This window comes from Streptomyces sp. NBC_01410 (genome assembly GCF_045040195.1).
Taxonomy (GTDB): domain Bacteria; phylum Actinomycetota; class Actinomycetes; order Streptomycetales; family Streptomycetaceae; genus Streptomyces.
Window position 1 is genome coordinate 7252737 of sequence record NZ_CP109530.1, and the last position, 19764, is coordinate 7272500.

Annotated in this window: 17 protein-coding genes and 1 tRNA gene; 14 read left to right on the forward strand and 4 right to left on the reverse strand. The window is 69.7% G+C overall.

Annotated features, from left to right (window positions below; all coding sequences use genetic code 11):
* Positions 1–15: 15 nt before the first annotated feature.
* From OG741_RS33215 to OG741_RS33235, 5 genes are read left to right on the forward strand one after another with little or no spacing between them, the layout of a single operon-like run.
* On the forward strand, positions 16–1833 hold the full coding sequence (locus OG741_RS33215) for a sensor histidine kinase (protein WP_405603838.1): 1818 nt from the start codon (positions 16–18) through the stop codon (positions 1831–1833).
* Positions 1834–1839: 6 nt separating this feature from the next.
* Positions 1840–2274 carry a roadblock/LC7 domain-containing protein gene (locus tag OG741_RS33220; protein ID WP_266483627.1) on the forward strand — a complete coding sequence of 145 codons (435 nt, stop codon included), beginning with the start codon at positions 1840–1842 and terminating at the stop codon, positions 2272–2274.
* Positions 2275–2276: 2 nt separating this feature from the next.
* Positions 2277–2648, forward strand: a complete 372-nt coding sequence (locus tag OG741_RS33225; RefSeq protein ID WP_266483629.1) for a DUF742 domain-containing protein — start codon at positions 2277–2279, stop codon at positions 2646–2648.
* Positions 2626–3243, forward strand: a complete 618-nt coding sequence (locus OG741_RS33230) for a GTP-binding protein (protein WP_405603839.1) — start codon at positions 2626–2628, stop codon at positions 3241–3243. The genes OG741_RS33225 and OG741_RS33230 overlap by 23 nt, the downstream gene beginning before the upstream one ends.
* The gene (locus tag OG741_RS33235) at positions 3240–3815 is read left to right on the forward strand and encodes a GAF domain-containing protein (RefSeq protein ID WP_324989307.1); all 576 of its coding nucleotides are present in this window, start codon (positions 3240–3242) and stop codon (positions 3813–3815) included. The genes OG741_RS33230 and OG741_RS33235 overlap by 4 nt, the downstream gene beginning before the upstream one ends.
* 74 nt (positions 3816–3889) lie before the next feature.
* Here OG741_RS33235 and OG741_RS33240 read toward each other — a convergent pair whose 3' ends face one another.
* Positions 3890–5086: an acyl-CoA dehydrogenase family protein gene (locus OG741_RS33240; RefSeq protein WP_405603840.1), complete on the reverse strand. Its 1197-nt coding sequence runs from the start codon at positions 5084–5086 to the stop codon at positions 3890–3892.
* 689 nt (positions 5087–5775) lie between these two features.
* On the opposite strand from OG741_RS33240, the gene OG741_RS33245 reads away from it, so the two are divergent.
* The 6 genes from OG741_RS33245 (at position 5776) to OG741_RS33270 (ending at position 9763) form a co-directional block, all read left to right on the forward strand.
* Positions 5776–6138, forward strand: coding sequence for an MmcQ/YjbR family DNA-binding protein (locus OG741_RS33245; RefSeq protein ID WP_405603841.1), 363 nt, complete (start codon positions 5776–5778; stop codon positions 6136–6138).
* Between the two features lie 212 nt (positions 6139–6350).
* Positions 6351–6427: transfer RNA gene (locus tag OG741_RS33250), tRNA-Pro, on the forward strand.
* 255 nt (positions 6428–6682) lie between these two features.
* Positions 6683–6976: a WXG100 family type VII secretion target gene (locus OG741_RS33255; protein WP_266483640.1), complete on the forward strand. Its 294-nt coding sequence runs from the start codon at positions 6683–6685 to the stop codon at positions 6974–6976.
* Positions 6977–7075: 99 nt separating this feature from the next.
* Positions 7076–7357 carry a hypothetical protein gene (locus tag OG741_RS33260; protein WP_405603842.1) on the forward strand — a complete coding sequence of 94 codons (282 nt, stop codon included), beginning with the start codon at positions 7076–7078 and terminating at the stop codon, positions 7355–7357.
* 204 nt (positions 7358–7561) lie between these two features.
* On the forward strand, positions 7562–8200 hold the full coding sequence (locus OG741_RS33265; RefSeq protein ID WP_405603843.1) for a hypothetical protein: 639 nt from the start codon (positions 7562–7564) through the stop codon (positions 8198–8200).
* Between the two features lie 33 nt (positions 8201–8233).
* A complete protein-coding gene (locus OG741_RS33270) occupies positions 8234–9763 on the forward strand; it encodes a hypothetical protein (RefSeq protein WP_405603844.1) in 1530 nt (509 codons plus the stop codon).
* A gap of 80 nt (positions 9764–9843) precedes the next feature.
* On the opposite strand, the gene OG741_RS33275 is transcribed toward OG741_RS33270, so the two are convergent.
* On the reverse strand, positions 9844–14322 hold the full coding sequence (locus OG741_RS33275; protein WP_405603845.1) for an FtsK/SpoIIIE domain-containing protein: 4479 nt from the start codon (positions 14320–14322) through the stop codon (positions 9844–9846).
* A 249-nt stretch (positions 14323–14571) separates the two neighbouring features.
* Between OG741_RS33275 and OG741_RS33280 the strand changes: the two genes are divergently transcribed.
* Entirely contained in the window at positions 14572–15528 is a 957-nt protein-coding gene (locus OG741_RS33280) for a hypothetical protein (protein WP_405603846.1), read from the forward strand.
* A gap of 18 nt (positions 15529–15546) precedes the next feature.
* Here OG741_RS33280 and OG741_RS33285 read toward each other — a convergent pair whose 3' ends face one another.
* Positions 15547–16095, reverse strand: a complete 549-nt coding sequence (locus OG741_RS33285) for a sigma-70 family RNA polymerase sigma factor (RefSeq protein ID WP_405603847.1) — start codon at positions 16093–16095, stop codon at positions 15547–15549.
* Between the two features lie 358 nt (positions 16096–16453).
* The gene (locus OG741_RS33290) at positions 16454–17248 is read right to left on the reverse strand and encodes a LamG domain-containing protein (protein ID WP_405603848.1); all 795 of its coding nucleotides are present in this window, start codon (positions 17246–17248) and stop codon (positions 16454–16456) included.
* Between the two features lie 353 nt (positions 17249–17601).
* Between OG741_RS33290 and OG741_RS33295 the strand changes: the two genes are divergently transcribed.
* Positions 17602–18363 (forward strand): DeoR/GlpR family DNA-binding transcription regulator, encoded by a 762-nt coding sequence (locus OG741_RS33295; protein ID WP_266483660.1) that lies wholly within the window; start codon positions 17602–17604, stop codon positions 18361–18363.
* A gap of 131 nt (positions 18364–18494) precedes the next feature.
* On the forward strand, positions 18495–19724 hold the full coding sequence (locus tag OG741_RS33300; RefSeq protein ID WP_405603849.1) for a cytochrome P450: 1230 nt from the start codon (positions 18495–18497) through the stop codon (positions 19722–19724).
* Positions 19725–19764 lie beyond the last annotated feature (40 nt).

Below are 19764 nucleotides of genomic sequence, written 5' to 3' on the forward strand. Positions count from 1 at the left end.
GTACCAAGGATGCTGATGTCTCAATTACGCGCACCCGCCGCGCGGCCGGACCGCCGGGAGGGCGGGCGCCATGGCCGGCCAGGCGCACGCTCCCTGTCGCCAGCCGGAAGGTCGCAACCCGTGCCGCCGTCGCCGGAAGCCCGTATACGCCCTCAACTCCAACGCACCGCAGTGCTGCCGGCGGCCGTCGTCGCCCTCAGCGGAGCGACTGCCGTGCTCTTCACGATCCACGCCGCCGGTCTGCGGCCCACCGTCGAACTCTGGGCCGTACTGGCCGGTGCCGCCGCGCTCGCCATCGCCGCGGTCGCCGCGGCGGCCATCGGCGCGGACCGCACGGCCAAATCCGTACTGGACCGCTGTGCGGCCCTGCGCCGCTCGTCCGCACGCGGGCAGGCCGATCTGCAGACGGTCGTCGAGCAGCTCAGACGGGGAGAGGGGCCGCCCGCGCGCCGTTCCCCCCTGCCCGCGCCCCTCGACGGCGACGAGTTCGACCTGCTGACGCAGGAGCTGAGCCGCTCGCACGACGCCGCCGTGGCGGCCGTGGTGCAGGCCTCCCGGCTCTCCAGCAGCGTCGGCAACGAACAGAAGGTCGAGGTCTTCGTCAATCTGGCCCGGCGGCTCCAGTCGCTGGTCCACCGGGAGATCCAGCTCCTCGACGAGCTGGAGAACGAGGTCGAGGACCCGGAGCTGCTCAAGGGCCTCTTCCATGTCGACCACCTCGCCACCCGCATCCGCAGGCACGCGGAGAACCTCGCCGTCCTCGGCGGCGCGATCTCCCGGCGGCAGTGGTCCAACCCGGTCACCATGACGGAGGTGCTGCGCTCCGCGATCGCGGAGGTGGAGCAGTATCCCCGGGTCAAGCTGGTGCCGCCGATCGACGGCACACTGCGCGGCCACGCCGTCGCCGATGTGATCCATCTGCTGGCCGAACTGGTCGAGAACGCCACCCTGTTCTCCGCCCCGCACACCCAGGTGCTGATGCGAGCCCAGCACGTCACGGCCGGACTCGCCGTCGAGGTCGAGGACCGCGGCCTCGGTATGCCGGTGGACGAGCAGAACAGAATGAACGCCCTTCTCGCCGACCCCGACCAGGTGAACGTCGCCCATCTGCTGCAGGACGGGCGGATCGGCCTCTTCGTCGTCTCGGCGCTGGCCCGCAGGCACGGCATCGCGGTACGCCTGCAGTCCAACATCTACGGCGGCGTCCAGGCCGTCCTCGTACTCCCGCAGGGGCTCCTCGGCGCCGAGCCCGACGCGCTCCAGCACAACGCCGCGGCCGCCGCGTCCGAAGCCGCGGCGCGCCCCAGGGGAGAGACGAGCATCACCCAGGCGACCGCGGTACGCCCGCCGATTCCGCAGCAGCCCCACTCCCCCCCGCAGCTGCCACAGCAGCAACAGAGGCAACCGCAGCGGGAGCCGGCGCACGCCACCACCTTCGGCTCGGGCCCCCTCCCCGTACGGGGAGAACACGCGGACCGCCCCAACCCGGCGTCAGCCACCCCCGGTGCCAGTCACTTGGACATCAGCCATGCGGGCGTCAACCACGGCAGCGTCAACCACGCCGCACCCGCGCCGAGCTCACCCGCCGAGGCCCCCGATGTGGTGCGCGGCACCATGGGCCGCCCCCAACTGCCCAAGCGCCGCAGCCAGGAGCACCTCGTCCCCCAGCTGCGGGACGCCCCCGCGCCCCGCAAGGACGACGATCACGCCCTCCACGACCCTGGCCTGATGGCGGCCTTCCAGCGAGGCATCGGACTGGCAGAGTCCCAGCCCCTCGCTGACAGCGCGCCGCTGCCTGACCCGCAGCGCCACGACAACACCTCCAAGGAGTAGATCACCATGGTGAGCGATGTGCCGAACGGCCATGCCTCGGACCTCGACTGGCTGCTCAGCGGCCTGGTCCAGCGCGTGCCGTACACCCGGAACGCGGTACTGCTCTCCTCCGACGGGCTGGTGAAATCCGTGCACGGCCTGGACCCCGACAGCGCCGACCACATGGCGGCGCTCGCCTCCGGCCTCTACTCCCTGGGCCGCAGCGCCGGAGCGCGCTTCGGTGACGGGGGAGAGGTGCGCCAGGTGGTGGTGGAACTGGACTCGACTCTGCTGTTCGTCTCCACGGCGGGTTCCGGCACCTGTCTCGCCGTGCTCGCCGGGCGGGAGGCGGACGCCGCGGTCCTCGGATACGAGATGGCGATGCTGGTCAAGAGCGTACGGCCGTATCTGACCACGCCCGCCAGACATTCGGCCGGGGCGCCGAGTGCCGCGGGGCAGTGAAAGTGCCGTCCCCCAAGGACGGGCCACTGCTCGACGACGCGGCCGGCCGGCTCATCCGCCCGTACACGGTGAGCGGCGGCCGCACCCGTCCGACGGCCGCACTGGACCTGCTCTCCCTCGTGATGGCGACCGGGACCGTGCCGCAGACGCACTTAGGACCCGAGCACGCCACGGCGCTCGGCCTGTGCGACGGGCCGACGTCGGTGGCCGAGATCTCCGCACATCTCAGGCTTCCGGCGGTCGTCACCAAGGTGCTGCTCTCCGATCTGGTGGACTGTGGCGCGGTCACTGCGCGGGCGCCGCGCTGCAACGACTCACTCACGGACCGTTCATTGCTGGAGGCGGTGCTCGATGGCCTACGACGACGGCTCTGAAGTCGACGACCTCTTCCCAACCGCTCTGAAGATCCTGGTCGCGGGCGGATTCGGGGTGGGCAAGACGACCTTTGTGGGGGCGGTCAGCGAGATCGAACCCCTCAGTACGGAAGAACTGCTGACCCAGGTCAGCGTGGCGACCGACAGACTCGACGGCATCGAGTCCAAGACCACCACGACGGTCGCCATGGACTTCGGCCGGATAACGCTGGACCGGAGCCATGTGCTCTATCTGTTCGGCACACCCGGCCAGGAGCGCTTCTGGTTCATGTGGGACGAGCTCTCCGAGGGCGCCCTCGGAGCGGTGGTGCTCGCCGACACGCGCCGACTCGAGGACTCCTTCTCGGCCGTGGACTTCTTCGAGCGGCGCGGCATCGGATTCGTCGTCGCCGTCAACGAGTTCGACGGCGCCTACCGCTATGAACCGGATGAGGTACGGGCCGCGATCGACCTCAAGCCGGAGGTGCCGGTCGTCCTGTGCGACGCACGTATCGCCAGCTCGGGGATAGGAACACTGGTCACCCTCGTCCAGCATCTGCTCACCACGACCCCGGCGCCGGCCGCGCCGGCCCCGAGCTACGGAGCACAGATATGACGTACGACCCGACCGGCCATCTGCTGCTGACCCCCGTCGACCGCGAGGCGCCCGTCCGCGTGCGGCGGCTGCGCCAGCTCGGCTTCGGGGACCGGCCGGACCCCGCCTTCGACGAATTCGCGCACAAGCTCGCGGAGGTGACCGGGGCGCCGTTCTCCATGGTCAACTTCATTGACGAGCACCGGCAGTTCTTCGCGGGGCTGCACACCCCCTCCGGTATGCACACCGGCAGCGATCTGGGGGCGGCGGCCGCGGCGGGGGACGGCGGGGTCAGCCGTTTCATGGCGCGCGACCACGGCTACTGCCCGCATGTGGTCGTACGGCGCAAGGCGCTCGTCCTGGAGGACGTCTGCGACTATCCGAGGTTCGCGGGCAACCCGGTCGTCGACGAGATCGGCATCCGCTCCTATCTCGGGGCGCCGCTCATCGACCGTACGGGGATCGCGCTGGGCACGATCTGTGTCGTGGACACGGAGCCGCGGCCGTGGGGGCGGGCGGGCCTGGAGACGATCAAGTCGCTGGCGGCGGAGCTGATCGAGCAGATCCACCGCCGCGAGGATGGCCGGATTTAGCGGGGTTGCCCCGAGACCCCGGGGTACGCCTCTCGGGGGCGTAACCCCGGGCCCGGGGCGGAGCTCAGGGCCGGTCAGACCGCCGGTTCCAGCCTCACCGCGTCGGACAGCCGGTCCGACCACTCGCCCTTCGACGTGCCCAGCGCCACCTCCGCCAGGCGGAGCAGCTGGATGTCGGAGGTGCCCGCGGGGGCGAACATGTGGAGAGCGTCCCGCAGATACCGTTCGATGGGGCGGTCGGTGAAGAGCCCGGCCGCGGCATGCACCTCCATGGCGTTGCGCGCGGTGTCGATCGCCGACTCGACATTGACCAGCTTCGCGTTCATGAGCTCCGCGTCGCAGGGCAGCCCCCGGTCGAGCAGATGCACCGCGTGATACGCGGCGAGCCGTGCGGTCATCAGCCGCGACTGCATCTTCCCCAACTTCAGCTTGACCGACTGCAGATGGTGCAGGGGATTGCCGTAGCGCTGGCGCTCGGCGCAGAAGCGCGAGGTTTCCTCAAGGATCGCCTGATGGATGCCGAGCGACACGGCGGTGAGGTTGGCCCGTCCGTAGAGCACGCTGGAGGAGTAGGCCACGGCAAGTCCGTCGCCCTCCTCGCCGAGCCGGTTCGGCGCGGGGACGCGGCAGTTGTGGAAGTGCAGTTCGCCGAAGCTGAAGCCGTGCAGCCCCATGGCGGGCCGCTGCTCGCCGACGGCGCACCCGGGGCGGTCCGATTCCACCAGGAAGGCCGTCAGCCCCTTGGAACCCGGAGCGGTCCGCACCACGACGCCGTGCAGATCGCCGACATGGCTGTTGCCCACATAGACTTTTCGGCCGTTGAGAACGTAGTCGTCGCCGTCCCGTACGGCGGTGGCGCTCATGCCCAGCACATGGCCGCCGGACTCGGGTTCGGTGACGGCGATCGTCGGCAGACAGTCGCCGGCCGCGATGGCGGGGAGCCAGGTCTTCTTCTGCTCGTCGCTGCCGAAGTGGATGATCTTGGCGACGCCGAGCTGCGAGGCCTGCACCATCGCGCCCATCGCCCCGCTGACCCTGGACAGTTCCTCGATGATGATGGTCTTGGCGAGATGCCCGACCCCCATGCCTCCGTGTTCCTTGCTGATCGTCGCGCCGAGCCAGCCCTGGCGGGCTATCAGCCGGGACAGTTCGCGGTGGACCGAGCGGGCGGTCTCCATCGCCGGGATCCGTGGACGTACCTCGGTCTCGGCGAACTCGCGGACATGGTCGCGTAATTGGTGATGCAGTCGACTGGCGAAGTAGCCGTCCATCGCGAGTCCTCCTCTGCGAAACGCCTGCCCGGGCAGTTGTTCGAGCAGGTGGTGCATCGGCAGTGATCTCGTCCCGAACAGGCCGACCACCTCATGGTGTTGATCGCTTTTCGGCGGCACAAGATCGATTCCAACTTTGGCCTGAACACAGGCCGTTGACGTTTGATTGAGGATGTGGTTCGCGTGGTACGGGCCTGTCCGGTCCTGCCGTACGGCATTCCCCCTGTGCCCCTTTCTGCCACATGCCAACGGCAAAGGTTTGGTGGGCATGTGGCACTGAGGGACAAGTACGAGTCACAGACGGGCATATTTGCGACATCCGGGAACTCCGGAAGAACCGATACGGCACACACCCACACCGAAAAGAACGCATGCGAGCACGAAAGGCGGGCGCGGAGGCCCGCAGTCCCGGCGCACGGAGGTGCTACCCGGCGCGCGAAGTGTTGCAAGGGGGCGCATGGGGCGCACGCCCCTGCGTCTTTGCGGCCCGGGGTGCTGCCACGCATACGGGACTTTGAAGACATTCGCGGGCGGGCGGAAAGCGCTTTCTTGCTGCGTCGCACAACGTAGGCGGCGCCTCTCGGGGGGTCACTGGGGCTGGAGCGCCCTCTGTGGTAGCGGCCGGTTGGGCGCCCGGTGTGCCCGGCGAGTGCCCGCTGAGTGTCAGTGCCGCGTCGTACGGTCTTCGTATGGCCACTGCCGACGACGTACGCAGACTTGCGCTCTCGCTGCCCGGGGCGATGGAGAAGCTCGCCTGGGGCATGCCGACGTTCCGCCTGGAGAGCGGGGGCAGGATCTTCGCCTCGCTGGACGGCGACGACAAGGTGATGGGGGTGAAGTGCCCGAAGGAGGACCGGGAGGAGCTGATCGCCGCCGAGCCGGAGAAGTTCTTCCTACGGGCGGGGCACGACGACAACTTCGCGTGGCTGCGGGTGCGGTTGGCCGCGCTGGAGGACGAGGAGGAGCTGTACGCGATTCTGGTGGACTCGTGGCGGCAGGCGGCTCCGCGGAAATTGCAGGACGCGCACCCGGGGTTGGCGGGGCGGGGGTGAGGGTGCGGGCTGCCTGCGGCGCGATCCTCGGCCCCCAGCTCCGCCCTGGATGGCCGGGAGCGACCGCCGTGTTTGTCATGGCACTCACCGTGCAACCTCAGCTTTGATTGAGGTCATGCGCGCCCAGGGAAAGCGGTTCGTGACCATCGGTTGAAGTGCGGTATTGTTCTCATGCGCGTTCGGCCAAGGGAAACCCCAGGTCAGACGGGCACCGGGACGTGGCGCAGCTTGGTAGCGCACTTGACTGGGGGTCAAGGGGTCGCAGGTTCAAATCCTGTCGTCCCGACCAGCGTTTATGCAGGTCAGAGGTCGTATCGGAGTCTTCCGATACGACCTCGCCGGTTTTCCGGGGGCATGGCATCGGCTCCTGGCGTGGACATCATCAGCTGGGCACTGGCCCGCGCTCGTCGCGCCGGCGGCACCCGTGGCGAAGCCGGGACGGCGCGCCACGTCTGCCCGTGAACCGTTTCGTCGGCACCTCCGTAGGGCCCCGTGTGGCGGCGGAAGCCCCGCCGTGTTTCCGATCGAGCGGAGGGAAAGCGGCATGAGCAACATCAAGGTCAGCCCGGAGGAGATGCGGGAAGCCGCGACCTGGATGGACAACCAGAAGGACAGGATGCTGGACGCCGTCAGGGAGGCGAAGAACAAGATCGACAACGTCGTCGACAACTCCTATGACACTCCGAAGTCCAAGGAAAAGTTCGCCCCCATGTGGGACAAGTACCAAAAGGACCTCGAGACGGGCATCCAGACGATGCAGGAGATCGGCGAGTACCTGAGGAAGACAGCCGACGCCTTCCGCGACACCGACGACCAGACAGCGTCCGGAATCGGCTGATCCCAAAGCAATGGCCGGGTTCCGGACCGCTTCGAAGCGCTCGGAACCCGGCCGCTCGCGCTACGACGCCGCTGCACGACTCCAAGAGGCAGGTCAGGTATGAGCGACTCCATCAACATCCCGGTGGAGGATCTGAGAGACACCCTCACGAAGCTCGCGGACATCCGTTCCCGCATCGAGGACAAGACGGGCCTGGAGCGGGTCGGCACCGAGGCGGATGTGGGCGATCGCCGGCTCATCGATGCGATCAACAGCTTCGACAGCGCCTGGGCCAAGGGCCATGACCGGGTCCAGGAGAACGTGGACTCGTTCAGTAAATCCACCCAGGGCATCATCGACAACTTCGAGCAGACCGACGCCGACGTGACCCACAACATCTAGGCCCTGTCCGGCCGATCTTGCCGGGCTCGCGTGCCCTGGCACGGCACCTCGCCGCGTTGTCGTCAGTCGCCGACGCTCCGCGTCGGCTCCATCCTCCGCCTTGCGATGCACCACGCCAAACCCCGCTCACTGATCCGGCCTGATCGGCCGGACAGGACCTAGCAGAAGCAGGCCCGAGGCCTGCGCGTGAGGGGCACAACTCCTATGACACAAACGGCCGGTACGGCGCCGCCCGCCGCGGCACCGCGGCACTTCACCATCCGCTATCCGGACTCGTGGTGGAAGCTCGATCTCGATCCCGGCACCCGGGACGCCGCCATCCGCCGCGCCGTCCAGGCGCAGGCCGAGGGATTCCAGGTCGAGCGCACCATGCTGGACACGATGATTCGTTCGGCCCGCAAGACCGCACGCGAGGCCCACGCCCGGGGCGCTGTGCAGGCCGCCGGCATGATCCAGTTCACCGACAACGCCGAAGCGCTCACCGCGACGACGATCGTGATGCGCGTGGTGACACCCGAGGATCACTCGTCCGACCTGTCGGAGCTGATGCTTCCGGTCGCGTTGAAGAACGCCAAGAACCCCCTGGGAAAGGGCACGTCCGCGAACACGGCGGAGGTCATCGAACTCCCCGGGATCGGCAGTGTGGGACGCGTCACCCACATCGAGGACGTCGACTACTTGGGCCGTGGCACCGTGCGCACCGCGCTGATGCACACGGTCGTGCCCGTGCCGAACAGCCGGGACTTCCTGGTCGTCTCCAGTTCCACACCCAACCTGAGCCTGGTCGACGCGTTCTTCGACGTGTTCGACGCGATCAGCGGCACGGTGCGATTCCAGCCTTGACCATGACGAGCGGCAGAGAGCGAGGTCGGTGCAATGGCTCGGCCCCCGGTGAGTGACTGGGCGGTCCTGGATCTCACTGAGGATCCGACCCCCGGCGAAACGCAGGTACTGAACAACCTGGCAGGCGAGTACAAGAAGGTCTTCGAGGAGGCGGAGTCCGCCTTCTCCGTCATCACCCGTATCGAGTCCCAGGAACTCGGTCAGGGCAAGGCGATGGAAGCGCTCAAGAAAGTACTCAAGGAACTGCCCAAACAGGTGGGGGCACTGCGCGACTCGTACGAAGCGGCCGCGAAGGCCGTCTCCGACTACGTCCCCCACCTTGAAGATCATCAACGTAAGGCCGAAATGGCCCTGACCAACGGCAGGGAGGCGAAGAAGGCGCTGGACACGGCGCTCGCCTCGCAGAGCGCCGCCGAGGCGAGCCTTTCTGCCTTGGACAATGCGCCGAAGCCGGCCGACGACGACACGACGGGCCAGGAGAACGCCCGCAACGCCCGTCGCGATGCCGACAACGCCGTCACGTCGGCCGATGGCGCCGTCGACGCGGCCCAGGCCGATCTCGACGCCGCGAAGCGCCTTGCCCTGGACGCCAAGGGTCTGCGGGAGACGGACGCCAAGACCGCCGCCACCGCCTTGGGGCACGCCGAGGACCAGGCGGTCAAGGAGAAGAACTTCTGGGACAAGCTGTGGGACAAGATCGGCTCGGCGTTCGGGATCATCAGCGCCATACTCGGTGTCATCTCCTTCGTCGTCGCGTTCATCCCGGGCCTTCAACCACTGGCGCTCGCCCTCGGTGCCGCCAGCCTGGTCTTCGGACTCGTCCCGCTCGGCATCAATATCGCCAGAGGCGCAGTGACCGGGGACTGGGACATCGCCGGCATCGTCCTCGGCGTGGTGGGCACCGCCTTCGGTGGGTTCTCCGTGATCAAGGGCCTCGGGGCAGCGCTCGGGCCTGCCATCAAGGGCATTGTGGGGAACATCGGGAGGGGGCGAGGAGCGGGCGGTACGGGGAGCGTGTCGGATGACGTCGACAGCGTCGCGCCGCCGAGCAGCAGCGGCAGCAACCCGAACGTCGGCACGGCAGCGGACGACATTCCGCTGACGAACCTGCCGCCGAGGTCGAACGGCCCGACCCCGGCCCCCAGCAACAACCCGCTGGACGACTTCGTTTTCCCTTGGCAGAACCGGCCGCCGAGCCCGACCCCGGCCCCCAGCAACAACCCGCTCGACGACTTCGTTTTTCCCTGGCAGAACCGGCCGCCGAGCTCAACCGGTGCACCCAGTTCCAGCGGGTCGTTGGCGGACGACGTCGACAGCATCCCGCCGAGGCCGATGAACCCGACCCCGGGCTCCAGCAATTCGACACTGGGCAGCGCCCCAGGGCCGATCGGCACGTACTTCAACAACATGGCCAACGGGGTCCGCAACGACATCCCCGGCGCGATCGGCGCGGGCACGGCGTTCGGCGGCACCATCTACGCCCCGGGCGCGACCGCCGGTACGTTCGACGGCACCGTGCACGGGCCTCCGCTGGTGGGTAACCGGAACGACGACGGCACCTGATCCGGCCGTCGGCGAAAGCCGGCACAGCGAAGAGGGCTCCCGCGCCGAATCCGGCGTGGGAGCCCTCTCTTGTGTCCGCCTCAGCCGTCCGTACTCGGCGTCGCCGTCCCGGGCAGGGTGCCGTCGGCCGCGGGCGCGGCGGGCTCGGTCTCGGGCCGGGGCTCGGGCTCAGGCTCCGCCAGGACCGCTTCCGGAATCTGCACGGTACGCATCACCCCGTCGCCCAGGTGCATGAGGGCCCGTCCGGCCCGGCTCGTGCCGAGCCGGCTGCGCGGGATCTTGACACCGATCAGGTCGCCGTCGCTGACGTTCTGCGGACTCAGCAGGATCCCCTGCCGGTTGCGCCGGATGTCCGCCTGCCAGCCGGAGTAGCCGGAGGAGAGCCGCTCGAGCTGGCCCGACACGATCAGGCCTTGCCCCATCTCGGCCCCGCTGCGCGCGATGCGGTTGAGCACGGTCTCGGCCTGGGTCTGCTGGAGCAGATCCCCGTCGTCGAGGATCACCACGACGCCGCTGTCCGAGGCCCGGCCGATGGCCGCCTCCAACTCGTCGGGGTGGATGTCGGACCCGTCGAAGACGGCAAGGACCCCGGGCCTGCCCCGCAGCGTACGCAGCGGGGAGCGACGCGGCGCCGCGACCACGACCGGCGTACCGGCCGCCAGCAGCGACAGCGCCATCGTCAGCAGGACGGTGCTGCGCCCGGAGCGGGACGGCCCTCCCACAAGGAAGGTCGGTGTCATCGCGAAGTCCGGGCCCACGGCGGTGAGTTCGTCGCCGCCGACCCCGGCCATGGCCCACAGTGATCCGGGCCGCTGCTGCGGCAGATACGCCACGGCCTGCTCGAAGCTGAGCCGGTCGGGCAGCAGATCCACCCGGAACGGCCGTGCCGGGGCCGGGACGTGGGCGTCTCGCTCCTGGCACACGGCGGCGATCCGCTGCACCTCCGCGGCCTGCGCCTGACCGCTGCTGTCCTCGCCGAGCAGGGCGATCTGCACCTCGCACTTGTCCGTCCCGCGCAGAGCGCGGCCGGCGGGAATCTCGTCGGGGACCGAGCGCTGGTTGACACCGATCATGGCGTACTCGGACTTCTCGTTGAGGCGCAGGACGAGCTTGTCCTCGGTGGTGGAGGCGATCCGGCTCGAGAAGAGCGACCGGTCACCGGCGAGCACCAGGTGAACGCCGATGCTCGCCCCGTCACGAAGCAGGGCCATCACCGTGTCGAGCAGGCTCCCGCCGTCGTACTCACCCAGCGTCTTGTCGAAGACCTCCCAGCGGTCCAGAAGCACCACGATGTGCGGCGGGCGCTCCTGCGGTGGCAGCGCCCTGCGCAGTTCGGGCAGGTCTGCGGCGCCCCGCGCGGCCAGGAGTTCCTGACGCCTGGTCACCTCCTTCATGAGGCGGGAGAGCAGCCGTGCGACCCGCTCGGGCTGGGCACGCTGGACGACGGCTCCGCAGTGCGGCAGCGCCTCCAGGGCAAGCAGTGCGCCGTTGCCGCAGTCGATCCCGTACAGATGCAGATCGGCCGAGGAGTACGCGCGGGCCGCGGAGCCGGCGATGGTGCGCAGCGCCTGCGACCGGCCGGCACGCGGTGATCCGACGATGTGCAGGTGCCCGAGTGTCGCGAAATCCAGGACCAGTGGCTGCTGCGCCTGGTCCTCGGGCTTGTCCACCAGCCCGTAGGCGACCGGCGGGAGATCGTAGGTGCCCGTTTCGGGGAGAGGCGGCAGGTCCTGGGGAGTCAGGGTGGTGGGCAGTGCCGGGAGCCAGGGACTGTGCTGCGGTGGGATGTTCAAGTCCTGGTTGGCGCCTTTGATCGCCTGGACGAGGTCGGCGAGGTCGGTGATCGCGTCGTCGGACTCCTGCCGTGCGGCGCGCGGACGCGTGGGCAGCGGGTGGCCGAGCTGGTGCCAGCCCACCGGTACGACCCAGGGCTGCGGGAGCGACTCCTGTGAAGCGCCTGGCCTGCGGCCGCCGACCCGCCCGGCCTGGAAGGGTATGAGGGAGTTCTGGCCCAGGCGTACGTACGCCCGCCCCGGGGTGCTCTTGGAGATTCCGGCGGCCTCCGGCGAGGTCAGCACGTCCTGGCTCTCGGAGCTGTCGGTCACCCGCAGGGCGATGCGCAGGTTGGTGTTGGCGCGGATCTCGGGGGAGACCACACCGCCGGGGCGCTGGGTGGCCAGGATCAGGTGGATGCCGAGCGAGCGGCCCCGCTGGGCGATGTTGACCAGGCCCTTCACGAAGTCGGGCAGGTCGCGGACCATCGAGGCGAACTCGTCGATGACGATGAGGAGCCTGGGCATCGGGGTGCGGTGGGGCTCGCGCCGCAGCAGATCGACATAGTCCTCGATGTCCTTGGCTCCTGCCCCGGCCAGGATGTGCTCACGGCGCTTCAGCTCCGCGGACAGGGACGTCAGCGCACGTTCGACGAGATGGGCGTCCAGGTCGGTGACCATGCCCACGGTGTGCGGCAGATCGACACAGTCCTTGAAGGCGGAGCCACCCTTGTAGTCGACGAGCACGAAGGTCATGGAGTCGGGCCGGTTGGCCACGGCGAGCGAGGCGACGATGGTCTGGAGGAGCTCGGACTTTCCGGAACCAGTGGTTCCGGCGACGAGGCCGTGCGGACCGTCACGGCGCAGGTCGAGCGCGAACGGCCCGTCGAGGGAGATGCCGACGACGGCCGATGTCGTACGGCCGCCGGCCTTCCAGCGTCCGGCGATCGCGTCCGGCGTCGGCCGGTCGAGCAGCAGTACGTCGAGCAGCCGCGCCGCCGACGGCAGTACCGCGCCTTCGTCGTCCGCGCCGCCGGAATCCCGCACCGGACCGAGCGCGCGGGCGACGGACCGGCACCAGTCCACGGACACGGCGTCCGCGCGCACCCCGGTGAGCGTGCCCGAGCGGGACAGACCGACGCGGAGTGTGCCGCCCGGTTCCTCGACCACGACCGCCTGGCATTCCTCGGGCAGCAGGCGTTCCTCGGTGTCCAGGCACACCGCGTGCACGCCGACGGCCGGTCCGTCGCGCAGGATCTGAACAACTCCGGGCAGGGAGCGGAGACGGCGCGCACCGTCCAGGACGACGAGTACGTCGGGCTCGCGGCCGGTGCGCTGCTCGCGTGTCAACGCCGCCCGCGCCGTGATCAGACCGGTCAGCTCGGCGACCCGACGGGCCGAACTCTCCGTGTCCGTACCGACTTTCGCAAGGGTGTCGCCCGACTCGTGCCGTACGTGCGGCAGCCAGCGGACCCAGTTCCAGGAATCCTCGCCCTCGTTCGCCGTGGTGAGCACCTGGATGTGCAGGTCCTTCGGGCTGTGAAGGACCGCGGCCTGGGTGACGGCCCAGCGCGCCACGGCACGGGCGGCGGGGCCCTGTCCGGCGATCCCGAGCACCTTGTGCTCACGCAGGGCGACGGTCACCGGCACGTCGTAGGCGGCGACAGCGACCATGCGCCGGTGCTCGTCCTCGGTAGGGTCTTCGAGTACGACCTCGGACGGCTGGTCAGCGGTGCCGACCCGCAGTTCGAGGAAGTCGGAGTCCTTCAGGCGCCGCTCCCACAGCCTGCGGCGCGGTCCGACTGCCGTGAGCAGTACGGCGGCGGGGTCGGGGAAGCCGCGACGGCGTGAGGTGCGTTCGGCGACCACCGCCTCCTCCGCGTCCTTCTCGATCCGGGCTTTCTTCTCCTCGTACTTGGCCAGTGATTCGCCGTATGTCTCTTTGCCCTCACGGCGGTTGAGCATGTAGTTGCCGATGATCATGATGGGCGAGAGCAGACCGAAGAGCAGGTAGGTGAGCCGGCCGAAGATGAGCACACCTGCGCCGGCCATCACGAGCGGCATGATCGCCGCGAAGTAGGGCAGGGGCCGCTTGCCCGGTTTCGTCGGCGGCGCGGGCAGTCTGAACTTGGTCTCGGCCGCCGGCGGGAGCAGCCGCGGCGGACGGTTGTAGTCCCAGCCGGTGCCGTCCTCGGACAGCTGCAGGGCCGCGTCGGGCCGCTCGGGACGTACGAGTTCGAGCAGGCAGTCGCCCACCAGAAGCTGGCCGCCGATCGGCCAGGACTGCTCGTCCTCGGCGTCTTCGCGGTCCAACCGCAGGGATCTGTCCGCCCCTTGGGGCTCCCGCGGGATGAGCACGCAGCGCCCGCCGGGCCCGACCTTGAGGGTGGCGTCCGTCCGGTCGGGGGTGCCGCGCACGATCTGCGGCGTGCCGTCCACGGCGCGGCCGATGCGGTACTCGCCGATGTCCAGGCGGTGCACCGCGCCGGATCCCGGGCCGCCGACCACGCGTATCTCCACCAGACCGCCGGGCTCGACCGCGGCCGAACCGGTGGCACGGCCGAGACCGACCACACTGGCGTCGCGCAGCGGCGAGTCCCGCAGGGTCATGTCCTCGGGCAGGGATTCGCCGTCGATGTGCAGACCGGACTCGGTCAGGGGCAGCGCGACACCGTTGGTCTCGGCGAGCGCCTGCGCGACGGTGCTCAGCGGCGTGTCGGGATCGGCGTCGAGATGTACATCGTAGGCGTCGCCGACATCGTCGACGACGGTGAATATCAGCCGCACGAGGATTCTCCAGACGGGCGAGGGGCGGAGGTGGCGGGAACGGACGAGGCGCACAGGTCGCCCGGACCGCTCACGTCCTACGGACGGGATGCCCAGGTGGTTCACCGCGCCCGGCGCACCACGCCGCGGCGGGTGTGAACCCCACGTCGTTCGTGAACTGCCCGCCAGACGTGAACCGTTCGGGGTCCGGCTCCGTAGCACGCCGTCGACCCCTCCCGGCAACTCCCGTGACCCGACGAAGGTGACCGCATGAACCTGTCCGTTGTCCTGGCCGTGGTGCTCGGCCTGGCGCTGCTCGGCGCCGTCGCCGCGCTGATACTCACCGAACGCAAGACCCCCGCCGCCGCCCCGCCCCGTCGTCCCGCGTCCGCGCACGTCAAGGGGCGTGAGGCCCTGGATGCCATCGACCTCGGCCTGCGGAAGCTGGCCGCGGGTTGCGTCCGGGCCGGCCGTGCGCTGCCCGATGTGTACGCAGTCGTCTACTCCGGCGAGCACCTGACACTCCGGCTGGCCGGCGCCGATCCGGACGCGCCCGAGCCCTGGTCCGCGGACGACTCGGGCGAGGAGTGGACGGTCGACTCGGCGCGGCTGGGCGGTGGGGACTTCGGGGACGCCGGTGCGGCACAGCCCTACTCCCTGGCCGTCACCGTCGGACTGGACCAGGGCGACCGGGTGATGGTCGATCTGTCGCGGGCGTCATCGGCGATCGCGGTGACCGGCAGCGGCCGCGATGCACAGCAGTTGGTGCGGGCGTTCGTGACCGAGCTGATCACGGGACCGGTGGGGCGCCATGCCGAGGTGACCCTGGTCGGATCCGCGGCCAGCGCCGAGATGACCGCCGGTCTCGGGCTGCGGTCGGCGCGCCTGAACACGGTCGCCACGCTGGAGGAGGCGCTGGCCCGTGGAGGCGACATGCCGCATGCGGACTCGCCCGTTTCGTCGTCGGCGGTCACACAGGTCTTCCGGCTGATCGAAGGCAGCAGCCCGGTCACCGTGCAGGGCCGCGCCCCGCGGCTCATCGTGCTGGACGCGGCCCAGTTCGCCGACGAGAAGGCGGCCGTGAAGGGCCTGGATGCGTCGGACGCGCTGCTGGTGCTGGGCGATGCCGCCGACTCCGGCTGGCGTTTCGAGGTCGGCGCCGACGGCTCGCTCGACACCGGTCCGCTGGGTCTGCGGATCGACGTCCACGCCGGCCGCCTGTCCTGACCGGCGTTGTGCCGTGTCTCAGCCGGCGAGCAGTCCGCGGCTCTGCAGGGCCTCGCGCAGCGCCCGCGTCGCGTAGTACGTACGCGACTTGACGGTGCCGGGCGGCACACCGAGCACCTTCGCCGTCTGGTTCACGCTGCGGCCCATGTAGTGCACGTGCAGCAGCACCTCCCGCTGGAACGGCGCGAGGTCCCTCATCGCGTCGACCACCACCTGTGTGGTGAGCGCGTGGTCGACCCCGTCCGGCACGGGCAGCTGCGTCATGTCCGGGTCACCCGCCTCGGGAGGCCGTGACTGCCGGGCCCGGTAGCCGTCGATGACCAGATTGCGGACCACGGTGAACAGCCACGGGCGCACGGTCTCGGCCGTGGGGTCCAGGTCGGCGGCGTGGTGCCAGGCCCGGATCGCGACCTCCTGCAGGACGTCCTCGGCGCGGTGCCAGTCACCGCCGAGCAGCCGCGTCGCGAAGCGCAGCAGGACCGATCCGTGCTGCTCGTACAGGGCTCTGAGGAACTCCTCGGTCGGCTGCGCAGCCTGGGCTACCGGTCTGTCATATGGCAGGTGCATGACATTCGAAACGAGAGGAGCCGCACCGGCCGACACGGATTCGAGCACGCCTAAGTGCATGGAGGAGCCTCCTTGTGAACCGAGCGGGTTCGAATGCCCGTTTGGGCTTCTGATCACTTTGTACCTGTATACGAGCGGGCTGAGTTGGCCCGTCATGGGAGACATCGCGACCGAATGTGACCGTTTCTGCACACACGGATCCGCTGGCCGGACCGCCCGACCTCCGTCCCGTGCCCGCGTCCGCTGCCCGATCGCCCCGAACGGGGGCCCGTTTCCCATCCGGGCACTCCGGGACGGACAACGGGGCGGCCGGAGCAGGGAGCTCTCCGGCCGCCCCGCGGGGACTGGGGTGTTCCGGTCAGGACACTGCCTGGCCCCGCTTGGGCTCGTGAGCCGCCAGGGACACGATCTCGCCGGGACTCAGTGCCCGGTCGTAGGCGTGCACATCGGAGATGGCTCCGCTCCAGAAGTCGACGGGCCTGTTGTTGAACTTGGCGCGGCCGATCACCAGGTGCCCCGTGGGCCGCTCCGGGTTCTTGGCCTGAACGCTTCCGGACGCGACGCCGTTCACGTAGATCCGCAGTGTGCTGTCGGCCTGGGTGTAGGTGCCGGTGAGGTGGTACCAGCGGCCCAGCTCCGGGTCGCCTGCCGTGTCTGCCACGGCGCGGGCGTTCGCGAAGCTGAAGGCGAACCGCTTGTCGGTGCCGGAGTACTGGAGGAAGAAGGCGCTGGCCTTGTCGCCGTCCAGGGAGACGGCGGACCGGAAACCCTTGTTGTCCATGCGGACCCGCGCGGCCACGGAGTAGTCGCCGGTCGCGGTGTCGATGATCTGGCCGCCGGTGTCCACGGAGCCGGTGTTGCCGTCCAGCAGGATGGCTCCACCTCCGGGGGTGCCGCCGATGAAGTTCGCACCGCCGATCAGCGTCGCGTCATGACGTCCTGCCGCGTCCGCGGCCACCCTGCCGGAGGTCTCGTGCGCGGGCCACCAGCCCACGCCGTACAGGGCCGTCCGCGGTGTGGGGCGGGCGGCGCCCGCTGCCGCGGCGTTCTTCTTCCTGCCGGAATCGGTGCCGCTGCCGATATCGATGATCACGAAGGTCAGTGCGACGGCCAGTCCGACGATTGCGGCGATGAGCGACCACCTGCGCGTCATGAGTCCCTCCAGGAATCCGTACGGATGGGTAGGCGCTGCGGTTGACGGACGCCGCCCGAAAGTGGTTCACGCGCGGTTGAGGGCCCGACGACCCGCAGTGGCGGTACGCAGCGCTGTGACACGCGCCGAGTCGAACGGGCGCCGAATGGGCGCGTGCTGGACTCAAACGGGCAGCGGCGGCTTCCCTGCGACGCCTCGTTTCCCGTTCTGCCTGCGCCTGTGTCTCGCCGAGCGGGCGCGAACGGGCAGCAACTCCGCGGCCGACGGTCAGTTCGAATCCGTGTCCGTGCGGATACAAACATTCCACAAGCCCGAACGGGCACGGAGCCGTGCAGGAAGTGGGAGGCAGAGCCATGGACACCGAAGAGCGCAGACGGGACATACTGAAACTCGCCCGGCGTACAGGCTCCGTGGAAGTCACCACCCTGGCCACGGACTTCAGCGTGGCCAAGGAAACGATCCGCCGGGACCTTCACGCGCTGGAGGAGCACGGACTGGTGCGGCGTACGCACGGCGGCGCCTATCCCGTCGAGAGCGCGGGCTTCGAGACGACACTCGCCGTGCGCACCACGCGCTCCGTACCGCAGAAGGGCCGGATCGCCGCAGCCGCCGCCCGGCTCATCGGCGATGCGGAGACCGTCTTCGTCGACGAGGGTTTCACCCCGCAGCTGATCGCGGCCGCTCTGCCCCGGGACCGGCCGCTGACCGTCGTCACGGCGTCCCTGGCCGTGGCGCAGGCCCTGGGCGACGCCGACAGAACCACCGTTCTCTTACTGGGCGGCCGGGTGCGCAGTCGCACGATGGCAACCGTCGATCACTGGGCGACCCGGATGCTCGCGGGCTTCGTCATCGACCTGGCCTACATCGGCGCCAACGGGATCTCGCGCCGGCACGGGCTCACCACCCCGGACCCGGCGGTGGGGGAGGTCAAGGCTCAGGCTGTGCGTGCGGCCAGGCGGCGCGTATTCGCGGGCGTGCACAGCAAGTTCGGCGCCGTCAGCTTCTGCACCTTCGCCGCCGTGCGTGATGTGGAAGCCATCGTGACCGACACCGGACTTCCTGTGGCCGAGGCCCAGCGCTACAGCCTGCTGGGCCCGCAGGTCATCCGGGTGTGACCGGTCGGCGTGACCGAGGGGTGTGAGCGAGGGGGCCCTTTCGGGCGTCGCAGGGCTGGGGCACGATGGCCGGACGAACAAGCGTGCCCACCGTCCAGATCCGTCCGACCCGGAGCAACCGGAGGCGCCGCGTGCCGAGCAAAGATCACGCCAGGCTCGACGAGCTGCACCGCGATCCCTATCCGCTCTACGCGCGGGCGCGCCGGACCGAGGGCCTGACCTTCGTTCCCGAGCTCGATGCCTGGCTGGTCGCCCGGGACGCGGATGTACGTGAAGTCCTGCGGCGGCCCGAGGAGTTCTCGTCCGTACGCGCCCTGCTCCCCGATGTGATGCCCTCGCCCGCCGCCCTGGAGGTCCTGTCCAAGGGATTCGGCAAGCGGCCCACCGTCGTTTCCACGGACGGTCCGGCGCATCAGCGCCATCGCGCCCCGCTCAACCGCGGACTGTCCGCCGGGCGGATCGCCGCACTCGTCCCGTACGCCGCCGAGCGAGCCGAGGCGCTCGTCGACGGCTTCGCCGCGGGACCTGACGGCCGGGTCGAGCTGATGGAGGCATACGCGCGCACGTTACCCGGCCAGGTCATAGGGCGCCTGATCGGCTTCGACCCGGTGGACGTGCCGCTCGCTGTGCACGGCGGCCACCGTGCCGAGGAACTGCTGTTCCGGCCGATGGACCCGGACGGGCAGGTCGCCGCCGCCGAGGACGTCGTCGCGCTCCAGAAGCTGCTGGACGAGTACATACGCGAGCGGCGGCGGAGCCCGCGCGACGATCTGCTGTCCGGGATGGTCGCCGCGCTCGCGCCCGGAAGCGGCGAGCTCACTCTCGACCAGCGCCACGAGCTGGTGTCCAGCCTCCAGAACTTCCTGATCGCCGGGCATCTGACCACCACGGCTCTCATCGGTTCGACTTTGCTGCATCTGCTGCGCGACCGGCGGCAGTGGGAACTGATGTGCGCCGACCCGGAGTTGATACCCGCCGCGGTCGAGGAAGCGGCGCGCTACGACACCGCGGTCCAGGGCTTCCGGCGTACCACCACCCGGCCCGTCACGATCGCGGGTACCGATCTCCCCGCCGGGGCCACCGTGTTCGTGGCGTACGGATCGGCCAACCGTGACGAGGAACGCTACGACCGGCCGGAGGTCTTCGACATCACCCGGCCCCTCTCGCGGCAGCATGTGGCCTTCGGGCACGGCACGCACGGCTGCCCCGGATCACAGCTCGCCCGCGAACAACTGCGCCTGACCCTTGAGTTGTTCGCCCGCAGGCTCCCCGGCCTTCGGCTCGACGAGGACAGGCCGCCGCCAGTGATGCGGCCGACGCTCATCCACCGCTCGCCCGAGGCGCTGCATCTCACCTGGTGAACTGATCCACGCGGACAGCTCACCTCCGCGCTGGGTGAAG